At 72.8% G+C, this 14,950-nt stretch carries 14 protein-coding genes; 7 read left to right on the forward strand and 7 right to left on the reverse strand.

The window, feature by feature from the left end; translation table 11 throughout:
• Positions 1–78 precede the first annotated feature (78 nt).
• Positions 79–1,143 carry a GNAT family N-acetyltransferase gene (locus FBZ33_RS06870; protein ID WP_141908401.1) on the forward strand — a complete coding sequence of 355 codons (1,065 nt, stop codon included), beginning with the start codon at positions 79–81 and terminating at the stop codon, positions 1,141–1,143.
• An 11-nt stretch (positions 1,144–1,154) separates the two neighbouring features.
• Here the strand turns inward: FBZ33_RS06870 and FBZ33_RS06875 are convergent, their stop codons facing one another.
• Together FBZ33_RS06875 and FBZ33_RS06880 are read right to left on the reverse strand one after the other, a co-directional pair.
• Entirely contained in the window at positions 1,155–1,553 is a 399-nt protein-coding gene (locus FBZ33_RS06875) for a VOC family protein (RefSeq protein ID WP_141908402.1), read from the reverse strand.
• 67 nt (positions 1,554–1,620) lie between these two features.
• Positions 1,621–3,186 (reverse strand): aldehyde dehydrogenase family protein, encoded by a 1,566-nt coding sequence (locus FBZ33_RS06880; RefSeq protein WP_141908403.1) that lies wholly within the window; start codon positions 3,184–3,186, stop codon positions 1,621–1,623.
• 442 nt (positions 3,187–3,628) lie between these two features.
• Here FBZ33_RS06880 and FBZ33_RS06885 point away from each other — a divergent pair, with 442 nt between their 5' ends.
• Together FBZ33_RS06885 and FBZ33_RS06890 are read left to right on the forward strand one after the other, a co-directional pair.
• Positions 3,629–6,523, forward strand: coding sequence for a glycoside hydrolase family 9 protein (locus tag FBZ33_RS06885; RefSeq protein WP_255508734.1), 2,895 nt, complete (start codon positions 3,629–3,631; stop codon positions 6,521–6,523).
• A 156-nt stretch (positions 6,524–6,679) separates the two neighbouring features.
• Positions 6,680–7,165, forward strand: coding sequence for a DUF488 family protein (locus FBZ33_RS06890; RefSeq protein WP_255508735.1), 486 nt, complete (start codon positions 6,680–6,682; stop codon positions 7,163–7,165).
• Positions 7,166–7,174: 9 nt separating this feature from the next.
• Here the strand turns inward: FBZ33_RS06890 and FBZ33_RS06895 are convergent, their stop codons facing one another.
• From FBZ33_RS06895 to bioB, 3 genes are read right to left on the reverse strand one after another with little or no spacing between them, the layout of a single operon-like run.
• A complete protein-coding gene (locus FBZ33_RS06895) occupies positions 7,175–7,681 on the reverse strand; it encodes a GNAT family N-acetyltransferase (protein WP_141908405.1) in 507 nt (168 codons plus the stop codon).
• Between the two features lie 4 nt (positions 7,682–7,685).
• The gene (locus FBZ33_RS06900; protein ID WP_099851538.1) at positions 7,686–7,886 is read right to left on the reverse strand and encodes a hypothetical protein; all 201 of its coding nucleotides are present in this window, start codon (positions 7,884–7,886) and stop codon (positions 7,686–7,688) included.
• Positions 7,883–8,878, reverse strand: a complete 996-nt coding sequence (gene bioB / locus FBZ33_RS06905) for a biotin synthase BioB (RefSeq protein ID WP_099851540.1) — start codon at positions 8,876–8,878, stop codon at positions 7,883–7,885. The genes FBZ33_RS06900 and bioB overlap by 4 nt, the downstream gene beginning before the upstream one ends.
• A 153-nt stretch (positions 8,879–9,031) precedes the next feature.
• Here bioB and FBZ33_RS06910 point away from each other — a divergent pair, with 153 nt between their 5' ends.
• Genes FBZ33_RS06910 through FBZ33_RS06925 form a run of 4 tightly spaced genes read left to right on the forward strand, consistent with a single transcriptional unit; the run spans position 9,032 to position 13,166 of the window.
• Positions 9,032–10,168, forward strand: a complete 1,137-nt coding sequence (locus FBZ33_RS06910; RefSeq protein ID WP_141908406.1) for an 8-amino-7-oxononanoate synthase — start codon at positions 9,032–9,034, stop codon at positions 10,166–10,168.
• Positions 10,165–10,890 carry a dethiobiotin synthase gene (bioD, locus tag FBZ33_RS06915; protein WP_099851543.1) on the forward strand — a complete coding sequence of 242 codons (726 nt, stop codon included), beginning with the start codon at positions 10,165–10,167 and terminating at the stop codon, positions 10,888–10,890. The genes FBZ33_RS06910 and bioD overlap by 4 nt, the downstream gene beginning before the upstream one ends.
• A gap of 54 nt (positions 10,891–10,944) precedes the next feature.
• Positions 10,945–12,489 carry a sensor histidine kinase gene (locus tag FBZ33_RS06920; RefSeq protein WP_255508736.1) on the forward strand — a complete coding sequence of 515 codons (1,545 nt, stop codon included), beginning with the start codon at positions 10,945–10,947 and terminating at the stop codon, positions 12,487–12,489.
• Positions 12,489–13,166, forward strand: coding sequence for a response regulator transcription factor (locus FBZ33_RS06925; RefSeq protein ID WP_088946892.1), 678 nt, complete (start codon positions 12,489–12,491; stop codon positions 13,164–13,166). The genes FBZ33_RS06920 and FBZ33_RS06925 overlap by 1 nt, the downstream gene beginning before the upstream one ends.
• A gap of 35 nt (positions 13,167–13,201) precedes the next feature.
• Here the strand turns inward: FBZ33_RS06925 and FBZ33_RS06930 are convergent, their stop codons facing one another.
• Together FBZ33_RS06930 and FBZ33_RS06935 are read right to left on the reverse strand one after the other, a co-directional pair.
• A complete protein-coding gene (locus tag FBZ33_RS06930) occupies positions 13,202–13,972 on the reverse strand; it encodes an ABC transporter permease subunit (RefSeq protein ID WP_141908408.1) in 771 nt (256 codons plus the stop codon).
• Positions 13,969–14,901, reverse strand: coding sequence for an ATP-binding cassette domain-containing protein (locus tag FBZ33_RS06935; RefSeq protein ID WP_141908409.1), 933 nt, complete (start codon positions 14,899–14,901; stop codon positions 13,969–13,971). Before FBZ33_RS06935 ends, FBZ33_RS06930 begins: the two co-directional genes overlap by 4 nt.
• Positions 14,902–14,950: the final 49 nt, after the last annotated feature.

A 14,950-nucleotide genomic window follows, 5' to 3' on the forward strand; every position in this document is an offset into this window, starting at 1 on the left:
GTTCCCGGGCCGACACCGCTGAGCAACCGGGCGGCAACAGGCGAGGGCGAGGCTCTGAGGTGGGGAAGGGAGCCAACCATGACGTTGTGGCGGATCAGGGCCACCGTGGACGACCGGCCGGGTTACCTGTCGGTGCTCACGGCGAGCCTTGCGTTGCGCGGGGTCAACATCCTCACCGTGCAGGTGCAGCCCACCGAGCAGGGCGCGGTGGACGACTTCCTGGTCGACGCGCCGGACGCGCTGGACGAGGCCGGGCTGATCGCCGCCGTCGAGCGGGGTCGGGGCCGGGACTGCTGGGTGGCGCGCAGCGAGGCGCGCGGCCTGGCCGACCAGCCCACCCGGGTGCTCGGGCTGGCCAACCGGCTGGTGCGTGACCCGGACGCGACGGGCGCGGCGCTGCGCACCCTGCTCGGTGCCGACTCGGTCAGCTGGCGACCCGCGTCGACCGGCGTCGAACGGGGGATCACCGGCGCCACCATGCTGCTGGCCGACCCGGCAGGTGGTTCGTTCTCGCTGCGTCGGGTCGCGCCCGCCTTCACCCCGGCGGAGTACGCCCGGGCGCAGGCCCTGGTCGAGCTGGCCGCCACGGTGGTCCGTCGGGCCGCCGAGCAGATCACCCTGGTGCTGCCCGACGGTGCCGAGGTTGCCGTGCGGCCCGCCTGCGCTGACGATCTGTCCGGCGTCGTGGAGCTGCACGAGGCGTGCTCGCCGCGCAGCCGGCACCGGCGTTACCTGGGCGGGGCGGCGTTGCCGCAGCCGGCCCGGCTGCGTCGGCTGCTGGAGCCGAGCCGAGGGCTGACCCTGGTGGCCACGGCCACCGGCGCCGACGGCGAGGCGGAGTCGGTGGTCGCCCTGGCGAACCTGCTCGGCGAGGGTGACGAGGCCGAGGTGGCGCTGCTGGTGCGCGACGACTGGCAGCGGCGAGGGCTCGGCTCAGCGCTGCTGCGCCGGCTGGCCCAGCATGCCGACCGATCCGGGTACGCGGCGCTGGTGCTGCACGTCCAGGCCGACAACGCCCCGATGCTGCGGACGCTGCGCCGGCTGAACCGGTCCAGCTCGGCGGAGCGCGACGGCACCCTGCTCACCCTCACCGTCCCGCTCGCCGCGGACCGGAAGGGCACCCTCTCGACGCCTGGTTCGTAGGGCGGGCCCTGTCACCGCGCGGGGCGTTCCCGGCGGCCGGACACGCAGAACCGGTTGCCCTCCGGGTCGGCGAGCACGACGTACGGGGGTTCGGTCGGGTGCGGGTCGGTGGGGTAGTGCCGCCAGTCCACCCGTTTGGCGCCGAGCGCGAGCAACCTGTCGAGTTCCTCGTCGAGGCTGCGCTCGCCGGCGTCCAGGTCCAGGTGGAGGCGGGGAAAATCCTGCACCGGGCTTTCGCTCAGGTCCATCGCGATCGCCATGCCCGGCGCGCCCGGCTGGGGCTCCAACACGATCCACTCGTCGCCGTCGAATCGCGGTGCCCGGCGACGGTAGTCGAGGGCCGCGGCCCAGAACCTCGCCGCCCGTTCGGCGTCGGACACACCCAGGGAAAGCTGCTCGATCGTCGCCATCTCGCGACGGTACGCCGCCGGCCCCCTGTCACACGCGCCGGGCGTCGACAGGGGGCCGGCGCCGACCTCAGGTGGCGGGGTAGCTGTTGTAGTCGGGGAAGTTGCCGTAGAGACGGCTGTCGCCGCCCACTGTGACCGCCTGCACCAGCAGGTCGCCGCCGACGAACGCGCCCTTCCAGGAGGCACCCCGGCCGCCGAACGGCTCGTCCCGGTCACCCCGTGAGCGCGGCTTGTTGATGCCCACCTTGAACGCCTGGAGGTCCACCGCGAGCTTGCTGGCCTCGTCGGTGTCGTCGCAGGCCAGGGAGGCGACCAGTGCCCCGTTGGAGGCGTTCATCGCGGCCAGCAGCTCGTCGGTGGTGTCCACCACGACGATCGTGTCGACCGGCCCGAACGGCTCGGCGTGCATCAGCCGGGACCGGCCGGGCGGGGCGAGCAGCACCGACGGCGCCACGTACGCCGAGGTGTCCTGCCCGGGCAGGAACGGCGCGCCGGTGAGCTTGCCCCTGTGCAGCGGCACCGCTCCACCGCGAACCGCCTCGTCGACCTTGCGGTGCAGCTCGTCGGCCTTGGCCGCGCTGATCAGCGGCCCGAAGTCCAGCTCGGGCAGCGGGTCTCCCGCGGCCCAGTCGTCGCCGACGGCGAGCGGGTGACCGAAGCGCACCGAGCGGACGACTGGCAGGTACATGTCGAGGAACTCGTCGACCAGGTCACGTTGCACCACGAACCGGGGGTACGCGGTACAGCGCTGCTTGCCGTACTCGAAGCCCTTCTTCAGATGGGCGGCGAGCAGGTCCCAGTGGGAGAAGTTCCAGATGCCCCAGGCGTTGAGGCCCTCCTGCTCGATGAAGTGCCGCTTGTCGGTGTCGAGCAGCGCGGCCGCGACCTTGCCGCCGTTGGAGCGTCCGCCGACGAACGCGACGGCACCGATCTCGGGTGCGCGAACCAGCACCTCGGACAACTCCTCGCCACCGCCGCTGACGAGGGTCGCGGGTAGGCCGGCGCGGCGCATCAGCGCGTGTGCGACGGTCAGGCAGACGGCGCCGCCCTGGGACGGGGTCTTGGCGATGACCGCGTTGCCGGCCAGCAACTGCACCAGCTCGGCGTGCACGAGGACGCTCATCGGGTAGTTCCACGACGCGATGTTGCTGACCGGGCCGGGCAGCGGCTCGCGACCGCTGGCGAGCATCCGGTCGATCTCGTCCGCGTACCAGCGGACGCCGTCGAGCGCGCGGTCCACGTCGGCGCAGGCGAGCCGCCAGGGCTTGCCGATCTCCCAGACCAGCAGCATGGCGAGCAGGTCGCGGTGGGCGGTGAGCGAGTCCAGTGCGTCGGCGACGCGGGCCTTGCGGTCGGCGAGCGGGGTCCGGGCCCAGGTCCGGTGCTCGGCGGCGGCGTGCAGGACCGCGGCGCGGGCGGTGTCGGCGTCGAGCCGGCGCAGGTTGATGACGACGGTGTTGTCCACCGGGGTGCGGACGGGGGCGGGCTGACCGGTGGCCCGCCATTCGCCCTCGACCAGGTTCTGCAGGGTGGTGACGCCGTCCACTTCGGCGCCGAACGCTTCTCCGGTGGCGGCCACCGCGCGGGCCAGGACGTCGGACCAGGCGGTGCCGTCGGCGAGTCGTAGTGCCATCGCTTCTCCTCAGGGTCGACCGGGGAGCGGCGGCGTCGATGACACCGCTGATGAGCCGTACTGTCTCGCGGCGGGTAGCGGGTCGGCAACAGTACGTTTGTCTGACAGGGGTCGCGACGCTCGAACGGCCCCGTTGCCGGCCCGGCGACAACTGGCCTGAGCAGCGGCGATGCGACTCGCTCAATCGAACATAATCGATGATGTGAGATGGTTTTAGGGGTCTTCTGGCGCGGGTCTTGACGCAGGTCGCGGTCGCGGCGACGGGGTGGGCCCGGGTGCCTCTTCACAAAGCAGTGACGAGCGCATTACATTGTCGCTTATCCATGGGAGCGCTCCCGCGCTTCCGGTTCCACCACCACAGCCGCCGGCAGCCCGCACCACCCGACACCGTCCCGCGTCCAGGTCGGTGCTGACCGGCGGCGCCCACCGACAGGAGCCCGCCATGCACCGACCGCAGCGGTTCCGCTTCCGATCTCGGCGACCGGTCGTCGACCAGCCCTGGCCGCGGCGGTTGCTGGCCGCTGGCGTCGCCCTGCTCACGGGTCTCGCCCTCGCGGTCGCCGGGCCGACGTCGTCGCCCGCCTCCGCCGCGCCAGCGGCCTACAACTACGCCGAGGTGCTGCAGAAGTCGCTGCTCTTCTACGAGGCGCAGCAGTCCGGGCGGCTGCCCGACTGGAACCGGGTCTCCTGGCGCGGCGACAGCGCGCTCACCGACGGCGCCGACGCTGGGCTGGACCTCACCGGCGGCTGGTACGACGCGGGTGACCACGTGAAGTTCGGCTTCCCGATGGCGTTCAGCGCCACCATGCTCGCCTGGGGCGCTGTGGAGTACCGCAGCGGCTACACCACGTCCGGCCAACTGCCGCACCTGCTCAACAACCTGCGCTTCGTCAACGACTACTTCATCAAGGCGCACCCGTCCGCCAACGTCCTCTATGGACAGGTTGGTAAGGGCGACGACGACCACAAGTGGTGGGGTCCGGCCGAGGTGATGGCTATGGCGCGGCCCGCGTACAAGATCGATGCGAGCTGTGGCGGCGCGGACCTGGCGGGGGAGACGGCGGCCGCGATGGCCGCGTCCTCAATGGTCTTCCGTCCCACCGACGCGGCCTACGCCGACCGGCTGCTCGGGCACGCCCGGCAGCTCTACACCTTCGCCGACACGGTGCGGAAGTCCTACCACGAGTGCATCACCGATGCGACCAGCTTCTACCGCTCGTGGAGCGGCTGGCAGGACGAGCTGGTCTGGGCGGCGATCTGGCTGCACCGGGCCACCGGCGAGGCCAGCTACCTGGCCAAGGCCGAGAGTGAGTACGACAAGCTCGGCACCGAGAACCAGTCCACCACCCGCTCCTACAAGTGGACGATCGCCTGGGACAACAAGCAGTTCGGGGCGTACGTGCTGCTGGCCAACCTGACCGGCAAGCAGAAGTACGTCGACGACGCCAACCGCTGGTTGGACTACTGGACCGTCGGGGTGGACGGGCAGCGGGTGCCGTATTCACCCGGTGGGATGGCGGTGCTCGACTCCTGGGGTGCGTTGCGCTACGCGGCCAACACCTCCTTCGCCGCGCTGGTCTACAGCGACAAGACCACCGACACCACCCGTAAGGCGCGCTACCACGACTTCGCCGTCCGGCAGATCAACTACGCGCTGGGCGACAACCCGCGCAACTCCAGCTACGTCATCGGGTTCGGCGCCAACTCGCCGCGCAACCCGCACCACCGCACCGCCCACGGTTCCTGGTGGGACAGCCAGACCGTGCCCGTCGAGACCCGGCACACCCTCTACGGCGCGCTGGTCGGCGGCCCGTCCTCGGCCAACGACGCGTACAGCGACAGCCGGTCGGACTACGTGATGAACGAGGTGGCCACCGACTACAACGCCGGCTTCACCTCCGCGCTGGTCCGGCTGGTGTCCGAGTACGGCGGCACGCCGCTCGCCAACTTCCCGGTCGCCGAGACGCCGGACATCGACGAGCTGACAGTGGAGACCACTGTGACGCAGGCCGAACCGCGGGCCACCGGGCTCAAGGTGATGGTCTACAACAAGTCGGCGTTCCCGGCCCGGGCCCTGACCGACGGCCGGTTCCGGTACTACTTCCGGCCCGACGGCACCGGCCCGGTGCAGGTCACCGCCGGCTACACCCAGGGCTGCCCGTCCCCGACGACGGCCAAGCAGTTCAGCGGTGACATCTGGTACGTCGAGGTGGACTGCACCGGGCACACCATCGCCCCGGCCGGGCAGTCGCAGCACCGGATGGAGGTCCAGTTCAAGATCGGTGTGCCGGAGGGTGGCACCTGGGACCCCACCAACGACCCGTCGTACCAGGCCACCGCCGGGCCCAACCGGAAGGTGCCGCTCTATTCCGGCTCCACCCGCGTCTGGGGCGAGGAGCCGGGCCCGGTCGTGCCGGACACCACCAAGCCGACCGTCCCGGGCACCCCGGTGGCGTCCAACCTCGGCCCCCGCACTGTCACCCTGACCTGGGCGCCGTCCACGGACAGCGGCGGCAGCGGGCTGGCCGGCTACGACGTCCGCGAGTTCATGGTCGGCAACGACGTGGTGGCGACCCGGCGGGTCACCGAGAACTCGATCACCATCACGACGTTGCTGCCGGAGCGGACGTTCGAGTACACCATCGTGGCCCGCGACGGCGCTGGCAACGAGTCGGCCGCCTCTCCGAAGCTCAGCGTGACCACGCCACCGGCCGGCACCGCCGACACCACAGCGCCGAGCACGCCCGGCACTCCGGTCGCCTCGGCGGTCACCGCCACCGGGCTCACCCTGGCCTGGACCCCGTCGACCGACAACGTCGGCGTCATCGGTTACCGGGTCTACCGCGAGGCCGGCGCCACCGACGCGTTGGTCGGCTCGCCGACCGGCACCACTGTGGCGCTGTCCGGGCTGACCGCATCGACGGCCTACCAGTTCTACGTGGTGGCCGTGGACGCGGCCGGCAACACCTCCGCGGCGTCCGCGCCGGTCGCGGTGACCACCGCGCCCCCGCCGGTCGGCGGCGCCTGCAAGGTGGGGTACGTCACCACCGACTGGAGCACCGGCTTCACCGCCACGGTGACGATCACCAACACCGGCACCACCGCGATCAACGGCTGGACGCTGCGGTTCGGCTTCCCGGGTGGGCAGACCGTCAGTCAGGGCTGGTCGGCGACGGTCAGCCAGACCGGCGCGGCGGTCACCGCGACGAACCTGTCCTACAACGGCACGCTCGCGCCGGGCGCGTCGGTGAGCTTCGGCTTCAACGGCGCCCACACCGGCACCAACCCGAAGCCGACGGCCTTCACCGTCAACAACGCCACCTGCACGCTCGCCTGAGCCGGGTCATAACGAGATCTTGGACAGTTGTCGTTCGGCCGCCGGAACGACAACTGTCCAAGATCTCGCCCCGGACCGGGGATAACCGAGAGGGATTCCGGGCAAGTCAGCCATGTGCGGGAGTTGTTGACCGTTGGACACGGCACAGCCGACCGGGTGCGGCTGGGAGAGCTGCTGACCGGGGCCGGGGTGGCGCTGCTGGTGGACGTGCGACGCTACCCGGCCAGCCGCACCAACCCCGACGTGCACCGCGAGGAGCTTGAGCGGTGGTTGCCCGAGTACGGCATCGACTACCGCTGGGAGCCGCACCTGGGCGGCCGCCGGCACGTCCCGGCCGGGGAGCCCGAGCCGGACACCTGGTGGAAGGTCGCGGCGTTCCGGGCATACGCCGCCTACACCCGGACGCAGGACTTCGACACGGCGCTGACCGGGGTGCTGGCCGAAGCGGCCGAACGCACCACCGCTGTCATGTGCAGCGAGAGCCTCTGGTGGCGCTGCCACCGCCGGCTGATCGCCGACGTCGCGGCGCTCGGTCGCGGAACGCCGGTGGCGCACCTCATGCCGGAGGGGCGGCTCAGCCCGCACCAGCCCGCCGAGGGCGCCCGTCGACTCCCCAACGGGCACCTCTGCTGGGCCGGTTGAGGTGCCCGTTCACTCCACCAGGTCGTCGGCGAGCAGGTCCATCAGCAGACCGTCGTGCCAGCGGCCGTCCTCGCCACGCTCGTAGCGGCGCAGCACCCCCACCGGGCGGAAACCCACCTTCGCGTACGCGCGGATCGCGGCGCTGTTCGCCGCCGCCGGGTCGATCGTGAAGCGGTGGTGGCCGTACTCGTCGATGAGGTGCCGGGCCAGGGTGCGGATCGCGTCCCCGCCCAGGCCGGCACCGCGGGCCGCCGGTTCGAGGAAGACGTCCAGGCTGGCGTGGCGGTAGTCCGGGTCCGCCTCGGCGTACCACTGGATGGCGCCGATCACGCGGCCGTCGTGCTCGATCGCGTACACGTGCAGGTCGTCGTCGCCGAGGTCGGCGCGGACCGAACCGGTCAGGTCGTCGCCGCCCCGCCACCACCGGCGGACCTCCGGGTCGGCCCGGATCGCGACGAGGGCCTCCACGTCCGCGGCCGTCGCCGGTCGCAGGACAACCGCCCGCCCGCGCAGCACCGGCTCAGCCCCGAACTTCGCCGTGCTCGACGCAGACCGCCGACCAACCCACCGGCAGCACCTGCACCTTCATCCGGCGTCGGCACCGGGGACAGAACCGGGGCGGCTCCAACTCGCGAGCCGACGCGCAGGCCGCGTGGGCGGTGGCCGTCGCCGACTCACCGCACCGGTCGCACCACAGCTCCGTCGTCGTCACGGTCGTCACAGCGTGTCGGAGAGCGCCTTGACCGGCATCTTCAGCTCGGCCAGCAGATCCAGGTCGGCGGTCGCCGGTCGACCCAGCGTGGTCAGGTAGTTGCCGACGATCACCGCGTTGATGCCGCCGAGCAGACCGTCACGGGTGCCCAGGTCACCGAGGGTGATCTCCCGGCCGCCCGCGTACCGCAGGATGGTGCGCGGCATGGCCAGCCGGAACGCGGCGATGGCCCGCAGCGCGTCCTTGCCCTCCACCACCGGGCGGTCGCCGAGCGGGGTGCCGGGGCGCGGGTTGAGGAAGTTGAGCGGCACCTCGTGCGGGGCCAGCTCGGCGAGCTGCGCGGCGAACTCGGCCCGCTGCTCGACGGTCTCGCCGAGGCCGAGGATGCCGCCGCAGCACACCTCCATGCCGGAGTCGCGGACCATCCGCAGCGTCTCCCAGCGCTCCTCCCAGGAGTGCGTGGTGACCACGTTGGGGAAGTACGACCTGCAGGTTTCCAGATTGTGGTTGTAGCGGTGCACGCCCATGTCGACCAGGTCGTCGACCTGCTCCTGGGTGAGCATGCCCAGCGACGCGGCGACCTGGATGTCGACCTCCGCCCTGATGGCGGCGACGCCCTCGCGCATCTGCTTCATGAGCCGGGCGTCCGGGCCGCGCACCGCCGCGACGATGCAGAACTCGGTCGCCCCGGTCTTGGCGGTCTGCTTCGCCGCCTCGACCAGCGACGGGATGTCCAGGTAGACCGAGCGCACCGGAGAGGTGAACAGGCCGGACTGGGAGCAGAAGTGGCAGTCCTCCGGGCAGCCGCCGGTCTTCAGCGAGACGATCCCCTCGACCTCGACCTCCGGGCCGCACCAGCGCATCCGCACGTCGTGGGCGAGCTGCAGAGCGGCGGGCAGGTGCTCGTCGGGCAGGTTCAGCACGGCGAGGATGCCGGCCTGGTCGAGGCCGACACCGTCACCGAGGACCTGGGTCCGGGCCTGGTCGAGGATCGCTGGCATGGCTCGTACCTTACAAGGCGCCCCGATCAGCCGGAATGACCTAACAGCCGTCGATGCCTCGCAGCGAGTGGATCCGCCGGGCGTCGGCGGCGGGTGGTAATTTCGCCCGGCGGGTGTCGGGCTGACCGGCGCGGACGGCGGTGAAGGGGTGACGTGGCGGACTGGCTGGCGGCGCTCGACCGCCGCGCGGAGTTGCGGGCGAAGGCCGGGTTGACCCGGCGACTCAATCCGCGTCCCGCCGACGATCAGATGACCGATCTGGCCGGCAACGACTACCTCGGTCTGGCCACCCATCCGCAGGTCACGGCCGCTGCCGCGGCTGCGCTGTCGGCGTACGGGCTGGGGGCGACCGGGTCGCGCCTGGTGCGTGGCTCCACCGACGCGCACCAGGCGTTGGAGGACGAGCTGGCGCAGTGGCTGGGCACCGACCGGGCCCTCGTCTTCTCCTCGGGCTACCTGGCCAACATCGGCGCGCTGCGGGCACTCGTCCAACCTCGGACGCTGCTCGTCTCCGACGCGCACAACCACGCGTCCCTGATCGACGGCTGCCGGATCTCCGGTGCGGAGACGGTGGTCACCCCGCACGCCGACGTGAACGCGGTGGCTGCCGCACTCGCGGCCGCTCCGGGTCGCCCGGCGGTGGTGGTGACCGAGTCGGTCTTCTCGGTCGACGGTGACCTCGCCCCGCTGGCCCGGCTGCACGCGGTGGCCCGCCGGCACGGTGCGCTGCTGCTGGTCGACGACGCGCACGCGCTGGGCGTGATCGGTCCGGCCGGCGCGGGCGGGGTGGCCGCCGCGAAGCTGTCCGGTGAGCCGGACGTGGTGGTCACCGCCACCCTGTCCAAGGCGCTCGGCGGCGCGGGTGGGCTGGTGGCCGGCCCGGCCGAGTTCGTCAGGCACCTGGTCGAGACCGGGCGTACGTTCATCTTCGACACGGCCCTGCCGCCGGCGGTCGCCGCCGGTGTGCACGCCGCGCTGGGGCTGGTCCGGGCTGGCGACGACCTGCGCGCGGAGCTGTCCGACCGGGTGGGGTTGGCGGTCGACCGGCTGCGTGCGGCCGGGCTGACCGTCTCCGCGCCGGACGCGGCGGTGATCTCGGTGACGGCCCCCGGGCCGGAGGCGGCGACCACCTGGGCCGCCGACTGCCGGGACCGGGGCGTCGCGGTGGGCTGCTTCCGGCCGCCGTCCACCCCGGACAGCCGCTCCCGCCTGCGGCTCACGATCAGCGCGGGGGTGCCCCGGGCGGCGTTCGAGCGGGCTGTGGACGTCATCGTGGAAACTGCCCCATGACCGCGTGGGAGGGCCCGGTTCTGGTTACCGGGACTGACACCGAGGTCGGTAAGACCGTGGTGACCGCGGCGATCGCGGCCGCCGCGCAGGCCGCCGGGTTGCGGGTGGCGGTGGTCAAGCCGGGCCAGACCGGTACGGCCAGCGGTGAGCCCGGCGACGTGGACGCGGTCAACCGGTTGGCTGCCCCGCTGACCGGCCGGACCCTGGCCAGTTATCCCGATCCGCTCGCCCCGTTGGCCGCCGCCCGGGTGGCGGATCTGCCGCCGCTGGAGTTGTACGCGGTGGTGGACGCCGTCCGCGCCGAGGCGGACAAGCACGACCTTGTGTTGATCGAGGGCGCGGGTGGGTTGCTGGTGCCGATGGGGCTGCGCCCGTCGGGCGAGCCGTGGACGATGGCCGACCTGGCGGTGTCGCTCGGCGTACCCGCGGTGGTGGTCGCCCGCGCCGGGTTGGGCACGCTCAACCACACCGCGCTGACCCTGGAGGCACTCGACCGGCGTGCCGTGCCGGCCGGCGTGGTGATCGGCGCCTGGCCGACCAGACCGGAGCTGGTGCACTGGACGAACCTCACCGACCTGGTGCCGAACCTGCTCGGCGCGTTGCCCGACGGCGCCGGTGCGATGGACCCTGGGGTGTTCCGGCGGTCCGCGCCGGGTTGGCTCACCCCGGCCCTGCACGGCGTGCTCGACGACTGGCGGGTGTGGGCCGAGGAGAGCGGCTGAACACCTGACTTTCGTCGGTGTCCGCCCAGGTCGGACGTGGGTAGCCTGACCGCCGTGCCGATTTTCGACTTCTCGCCGCCGGGTTGGTCGAACCGGTGGCGTCGGCTGCTGCGGGACGTGCTGCTCTGGGCGGTGGTGGCCGCCCCGGTCGGCTATGCCGGGTTCAGCCCGCCCTATCCGCGGTACGCGTTGCCGCTGGTGGTCGGCAAGTTGGTGCTGCTCGGCGTGGCGGCGGTGCTGGCAAATCGGCGCGCACCGTTGGCGGCCCTCGTGCTGGTGGTGCTCGGGTCGGTCGTCGACGGCAACTTCGTGTTCGCGATCCCGGTCTTCAGCTATCTCGCCGGGCGGCGCAGCGCGTCCGCGGGCCGGGCGGCCGGGATCTTCGTGTTGATCGCGGCGGGCGGCACGGCGCTCAACCTGGGCGTGCTCGGCACCGGCCCGGCCACCTGGTTCCTGCTCGCCTCGGTGCTGCTCTTCGCCGCGGTGTTCCCCTGGTTGGTCGGGCGGTACCGCCGTCAGCAGCAGGAGTTGGCCGACGCCGGTCGACGGCACGTGGAGGCGCTGACCCGCGAGGAGCGTGGTGCCGCCGAGCGGATCCGGCTGCGGGAACGGGCCCGGATCGCCGGGGAGATGCACGACTCGCTCGGTCACGACCTCAGCCTGATCGCGTTGCGGGCCGCCGCCCTGGAGGTCGCCGCCGACCTGGACGACCGGCACCGGGCCGCCGCGGGGGAGCTGCGGTCCAGCGTCTCCGCCGCCACCGAGCGACTGCACGAGATCATCGGGGTGCTCCGGGAGGAGGGCGGCGCGTCGGTGCGTCCGAGCGGGGAGACCGTCGCCGATCTGGTCGAGGGTGCCCGGGAGGCCGGCATGGCGGTACGCATGGAGGCCGCCCCGGCGGTCGCGGAGTTGCCGGCGATGACCGGTCACGCGGCCCACCGGATCGTCCGTGAGGCGCTGACCAACGCCGCCCGCTACGCACCGGGTGCCCCGGTGGAGGTGAGCCTGACCCGGGACGCTGACCGGGTCGAGGTCGCCGTCGTCAACGGCGCCGCGCCGGCGGGGCCGCTGCCCGCCCCACCGTCGCAGGGCAGCGGGCTGCTCGCCCTCGCCGAACGGGTCCGTCTCTCCGGTGGGACGCTGCACGCCGGCCCGCGTACCGAGGGCGGCTTCGTGGTACGGGCGGTGTTGCCGGCAAGCGCGCCGCCGGTGGAGGCGATCGAGGGCGGCGACCAGCCCGGCCCGGTGGAGCGGCCGGTGGACGCCGAGCGGCGGCTGCAGGACGCCCGCCGACGGGTGCGCCGCAGCCTCCTGGTGGCGCTCGCGGCACCGGTCGGCTTCGCCCTCGTGCTCTCCCTCGTCTACTACCCGGTGGCTACCGCCGGGACGGTCCTGGACCGGGCCACCTTCGACCAGATGCGGGTCGGCGCGGCCCGGTCGGAGCTGGCCGGGCTGCCCCGGCGGCAGCTGGAACGCCCCACGCCGGCCGACCGGGCGGACTGCGAGTACTACACCGACGGCAACTTTCCCCTCGCGCAGCCGACCTGGCGGCTGTGTTTCACCGACGGCCGGCTGGTCAGCAAGGAGTGGATCGCGTAGTGAACACCGACACGACCGGGGCAGCGCCGGTCCGGGTCGTCCTGGCCGACGACGAAGCGATGATTCGGGCGGGCGTCCGGGCCATCCTCGCCACCGATCCCGGCATCGAGGTGGTCGCCGAGGCCGGCGACGGGCACGCGGCGGTGGAGCTGGTCCGTGCGCACCGACCTCGGGTCGCGCTGCTGGACATCCGGATGCCGCGGATGGACGGGCTGGCCGCCGCCGCCGAGATCCGCCGGGTCGTGCCGGAGACCGCGACAATCATGCTGACCACGTTCGGCGAGGACGACCACGTGGCCCGTGCGCTGGGGCACGGCGCCAACGGGTTCCTGCTCAAGGCCGGCGACCCACGTGAGCTGATCGCGGGCGTGCACGCCGTCGCCGACGGTGGTGCGTACCTGTCGCCGCAGGTGGCCCGCCGGGTGATCGAGCTGGGCGCCGGGCGGTTGGCCCGCCGGCCCGCCGCACGGGACCGTACGGCAGGGCTGACCGAGCGGGAACGGGAGGTGCTGGCCCTGGTCGGGGCGGGGTTGTCCAACGCCGAGATCGCCCGCCGGCTGCACCTGGTGGAGGGCACCGTGAAGAGCTACCTGACCAGCATCTTCACCCGGCTCGACGTGCGCAACCGGGTGCAGGCGGCGATCCTCGCGTACGAGGCGGGGCTGGTCGACGGCTGAGCGGGGGCGGCGCGGCCCCCGCTCAGCCGCCGGCGTCACGCGTCGCGGCGGCGCAGCGCGGCCCGGCCCAGCAGGAGCGCGGCCCCCGCCCAGCCGGCGAGCAGCAGCAGCCCGACGAGGCTGGGGTACGGCTCGGTGTCGCCGGCCAGGAAGTGCGCTCCGGCCACGCCGGGGAACACGTCGGCGATCCGGTTCAGCACGTCGATGTCCGGCTCCTGAAGCGACAACGGCACGATCATCAGGGTGGCGAGGAGCACGGTGATCGTGAGTACCGCGTTGCGCAGCGCGGCGCCGAGGCCCAGGGCGAGCACGCCGATGAGCGCCAGGTAGGCGGCCACCGCCACGATGTCGCCGATCGTGCCGGCCACCGGGGCGCTGCCCCACTTGCCGAGCACCGGTCGGGCCACCAGGGCGCCGACGCCGCCGAGCAGCAGACCGAGGGCGAAGGTGACGGTGCCGGCGACGGCGGCCTTGGCCAGCAGTACGCGGCCACGCGACGGGGTGCACTGGAGCGTGGTCCGGATGGTGCCACTGGTGAACTCGGCGGTGATCGCCAGCAGGCCGAGCGCCAGCACCACGTACTGGGTCAACTCGACCGAGTCGATCAGCACGCTGCCGACGGTGACGATTCCCCGGTCGTCGGTCGGGTCGTCGTTGGTGTTGTCGTTGGCGGCGTAGATGGCCAGCTGACCGGCGCTCGCGGCCATCACCAGCAGCCCGGCCAGCGCCGTCCACCAGGTGCTCGGCACCGAGGAGAGCTTGGTCCACTCGGCGGCCACCGCCCCACCACGGGTCCTGGTGCTCATCGCGCCCCACCTCCGGTCGTTCCGCCCGCGTACTCGACGCTGTCGGCGGTCAGTTCCATGAACGCCTGCTCCAGCGACGCGCCGTGCGGGCTCAGCTCGTGCAGTCGTACGCCCAGCTCGTGTGCCAGGTCCCCGATGCGGTCGGCGGTGGCGCCGGTGACGGTCAGCTCGTTGCGGTCGGCCGCCTGCACTGTCGCGCCGGCGGCGGTGAGGCGCGCGGCCAGGGCGGCGAGGCCGTCCGGGTGCGGGCTGCGGACCCGGATCGCGACCGCGCTGCCGGCGATCACCTCGTCGGTCGGGGCGTCGGCGAGCAGTCGTCCCCGGCCGATCACCACGAGCTGGTCGGCGGTGAGCTGCATCTCGCTCATCAGGTGGCTGGAGACGAAGACGGTCCGTCCCTGGTCGGCCAGCGAGCGCATGAGCTGCCGCACCCAGCGCACCCCGTCCGGGTCGAGGCCGTTCACCGGCTCGTCGAACATCAGCACCGGAGGGTCGCCGAGCAGCGCGCCGGCGATGCCGAGCCGCTGGCCCATGCCGAGGGAGAGGGTCCGTCCCGGTTTCCTGGCGGCCCGCGCGTCCAGTCCGACGGTGTCGAGCACCTCGTCCACCCGGCGGGTGGGGATGCCGTTGCTGCGGGCGATGGCCAGCAGGTGTGCCCGGCCGGAGCGGGCCGGGTGGATGGCGCGGGCGTCGAGCAGCGCCCCGACCTCGTGCAGCGGCCGGCGCAACTCCCGGTACGCGCGCCCGCCAATGAGGGCCTGCCCGGCGCTGGGACGGTCCAGCCCGAGGATCATCCGCATGGTGGTGGACTTGCCGGCGCCGTTGGGGCCGAGGAACCCGGTGACCCGGCCGGGCGCGATGTCGACGGTCAAGGCGTCGACCGCGACGGTCGCCCCGAACCGTTTCGTCAACCCACGTAATGTGATCATGCGCTGACGCTAGGCGCGCGGCCCCCTGCCGCACCGCGCCCGAACGGCA

Origin of the sequence: Micromonospora sp. A202 (assembly GCF_006715105.1) — a bacterium.
GTDB classification, from domain to species: domain Bacteria; phylum Actinomycetota; class Actinomycetes; order Mycobacteriales; family Micromonosporaceae; genus Micromonospora; species Micromonospora zamorensis.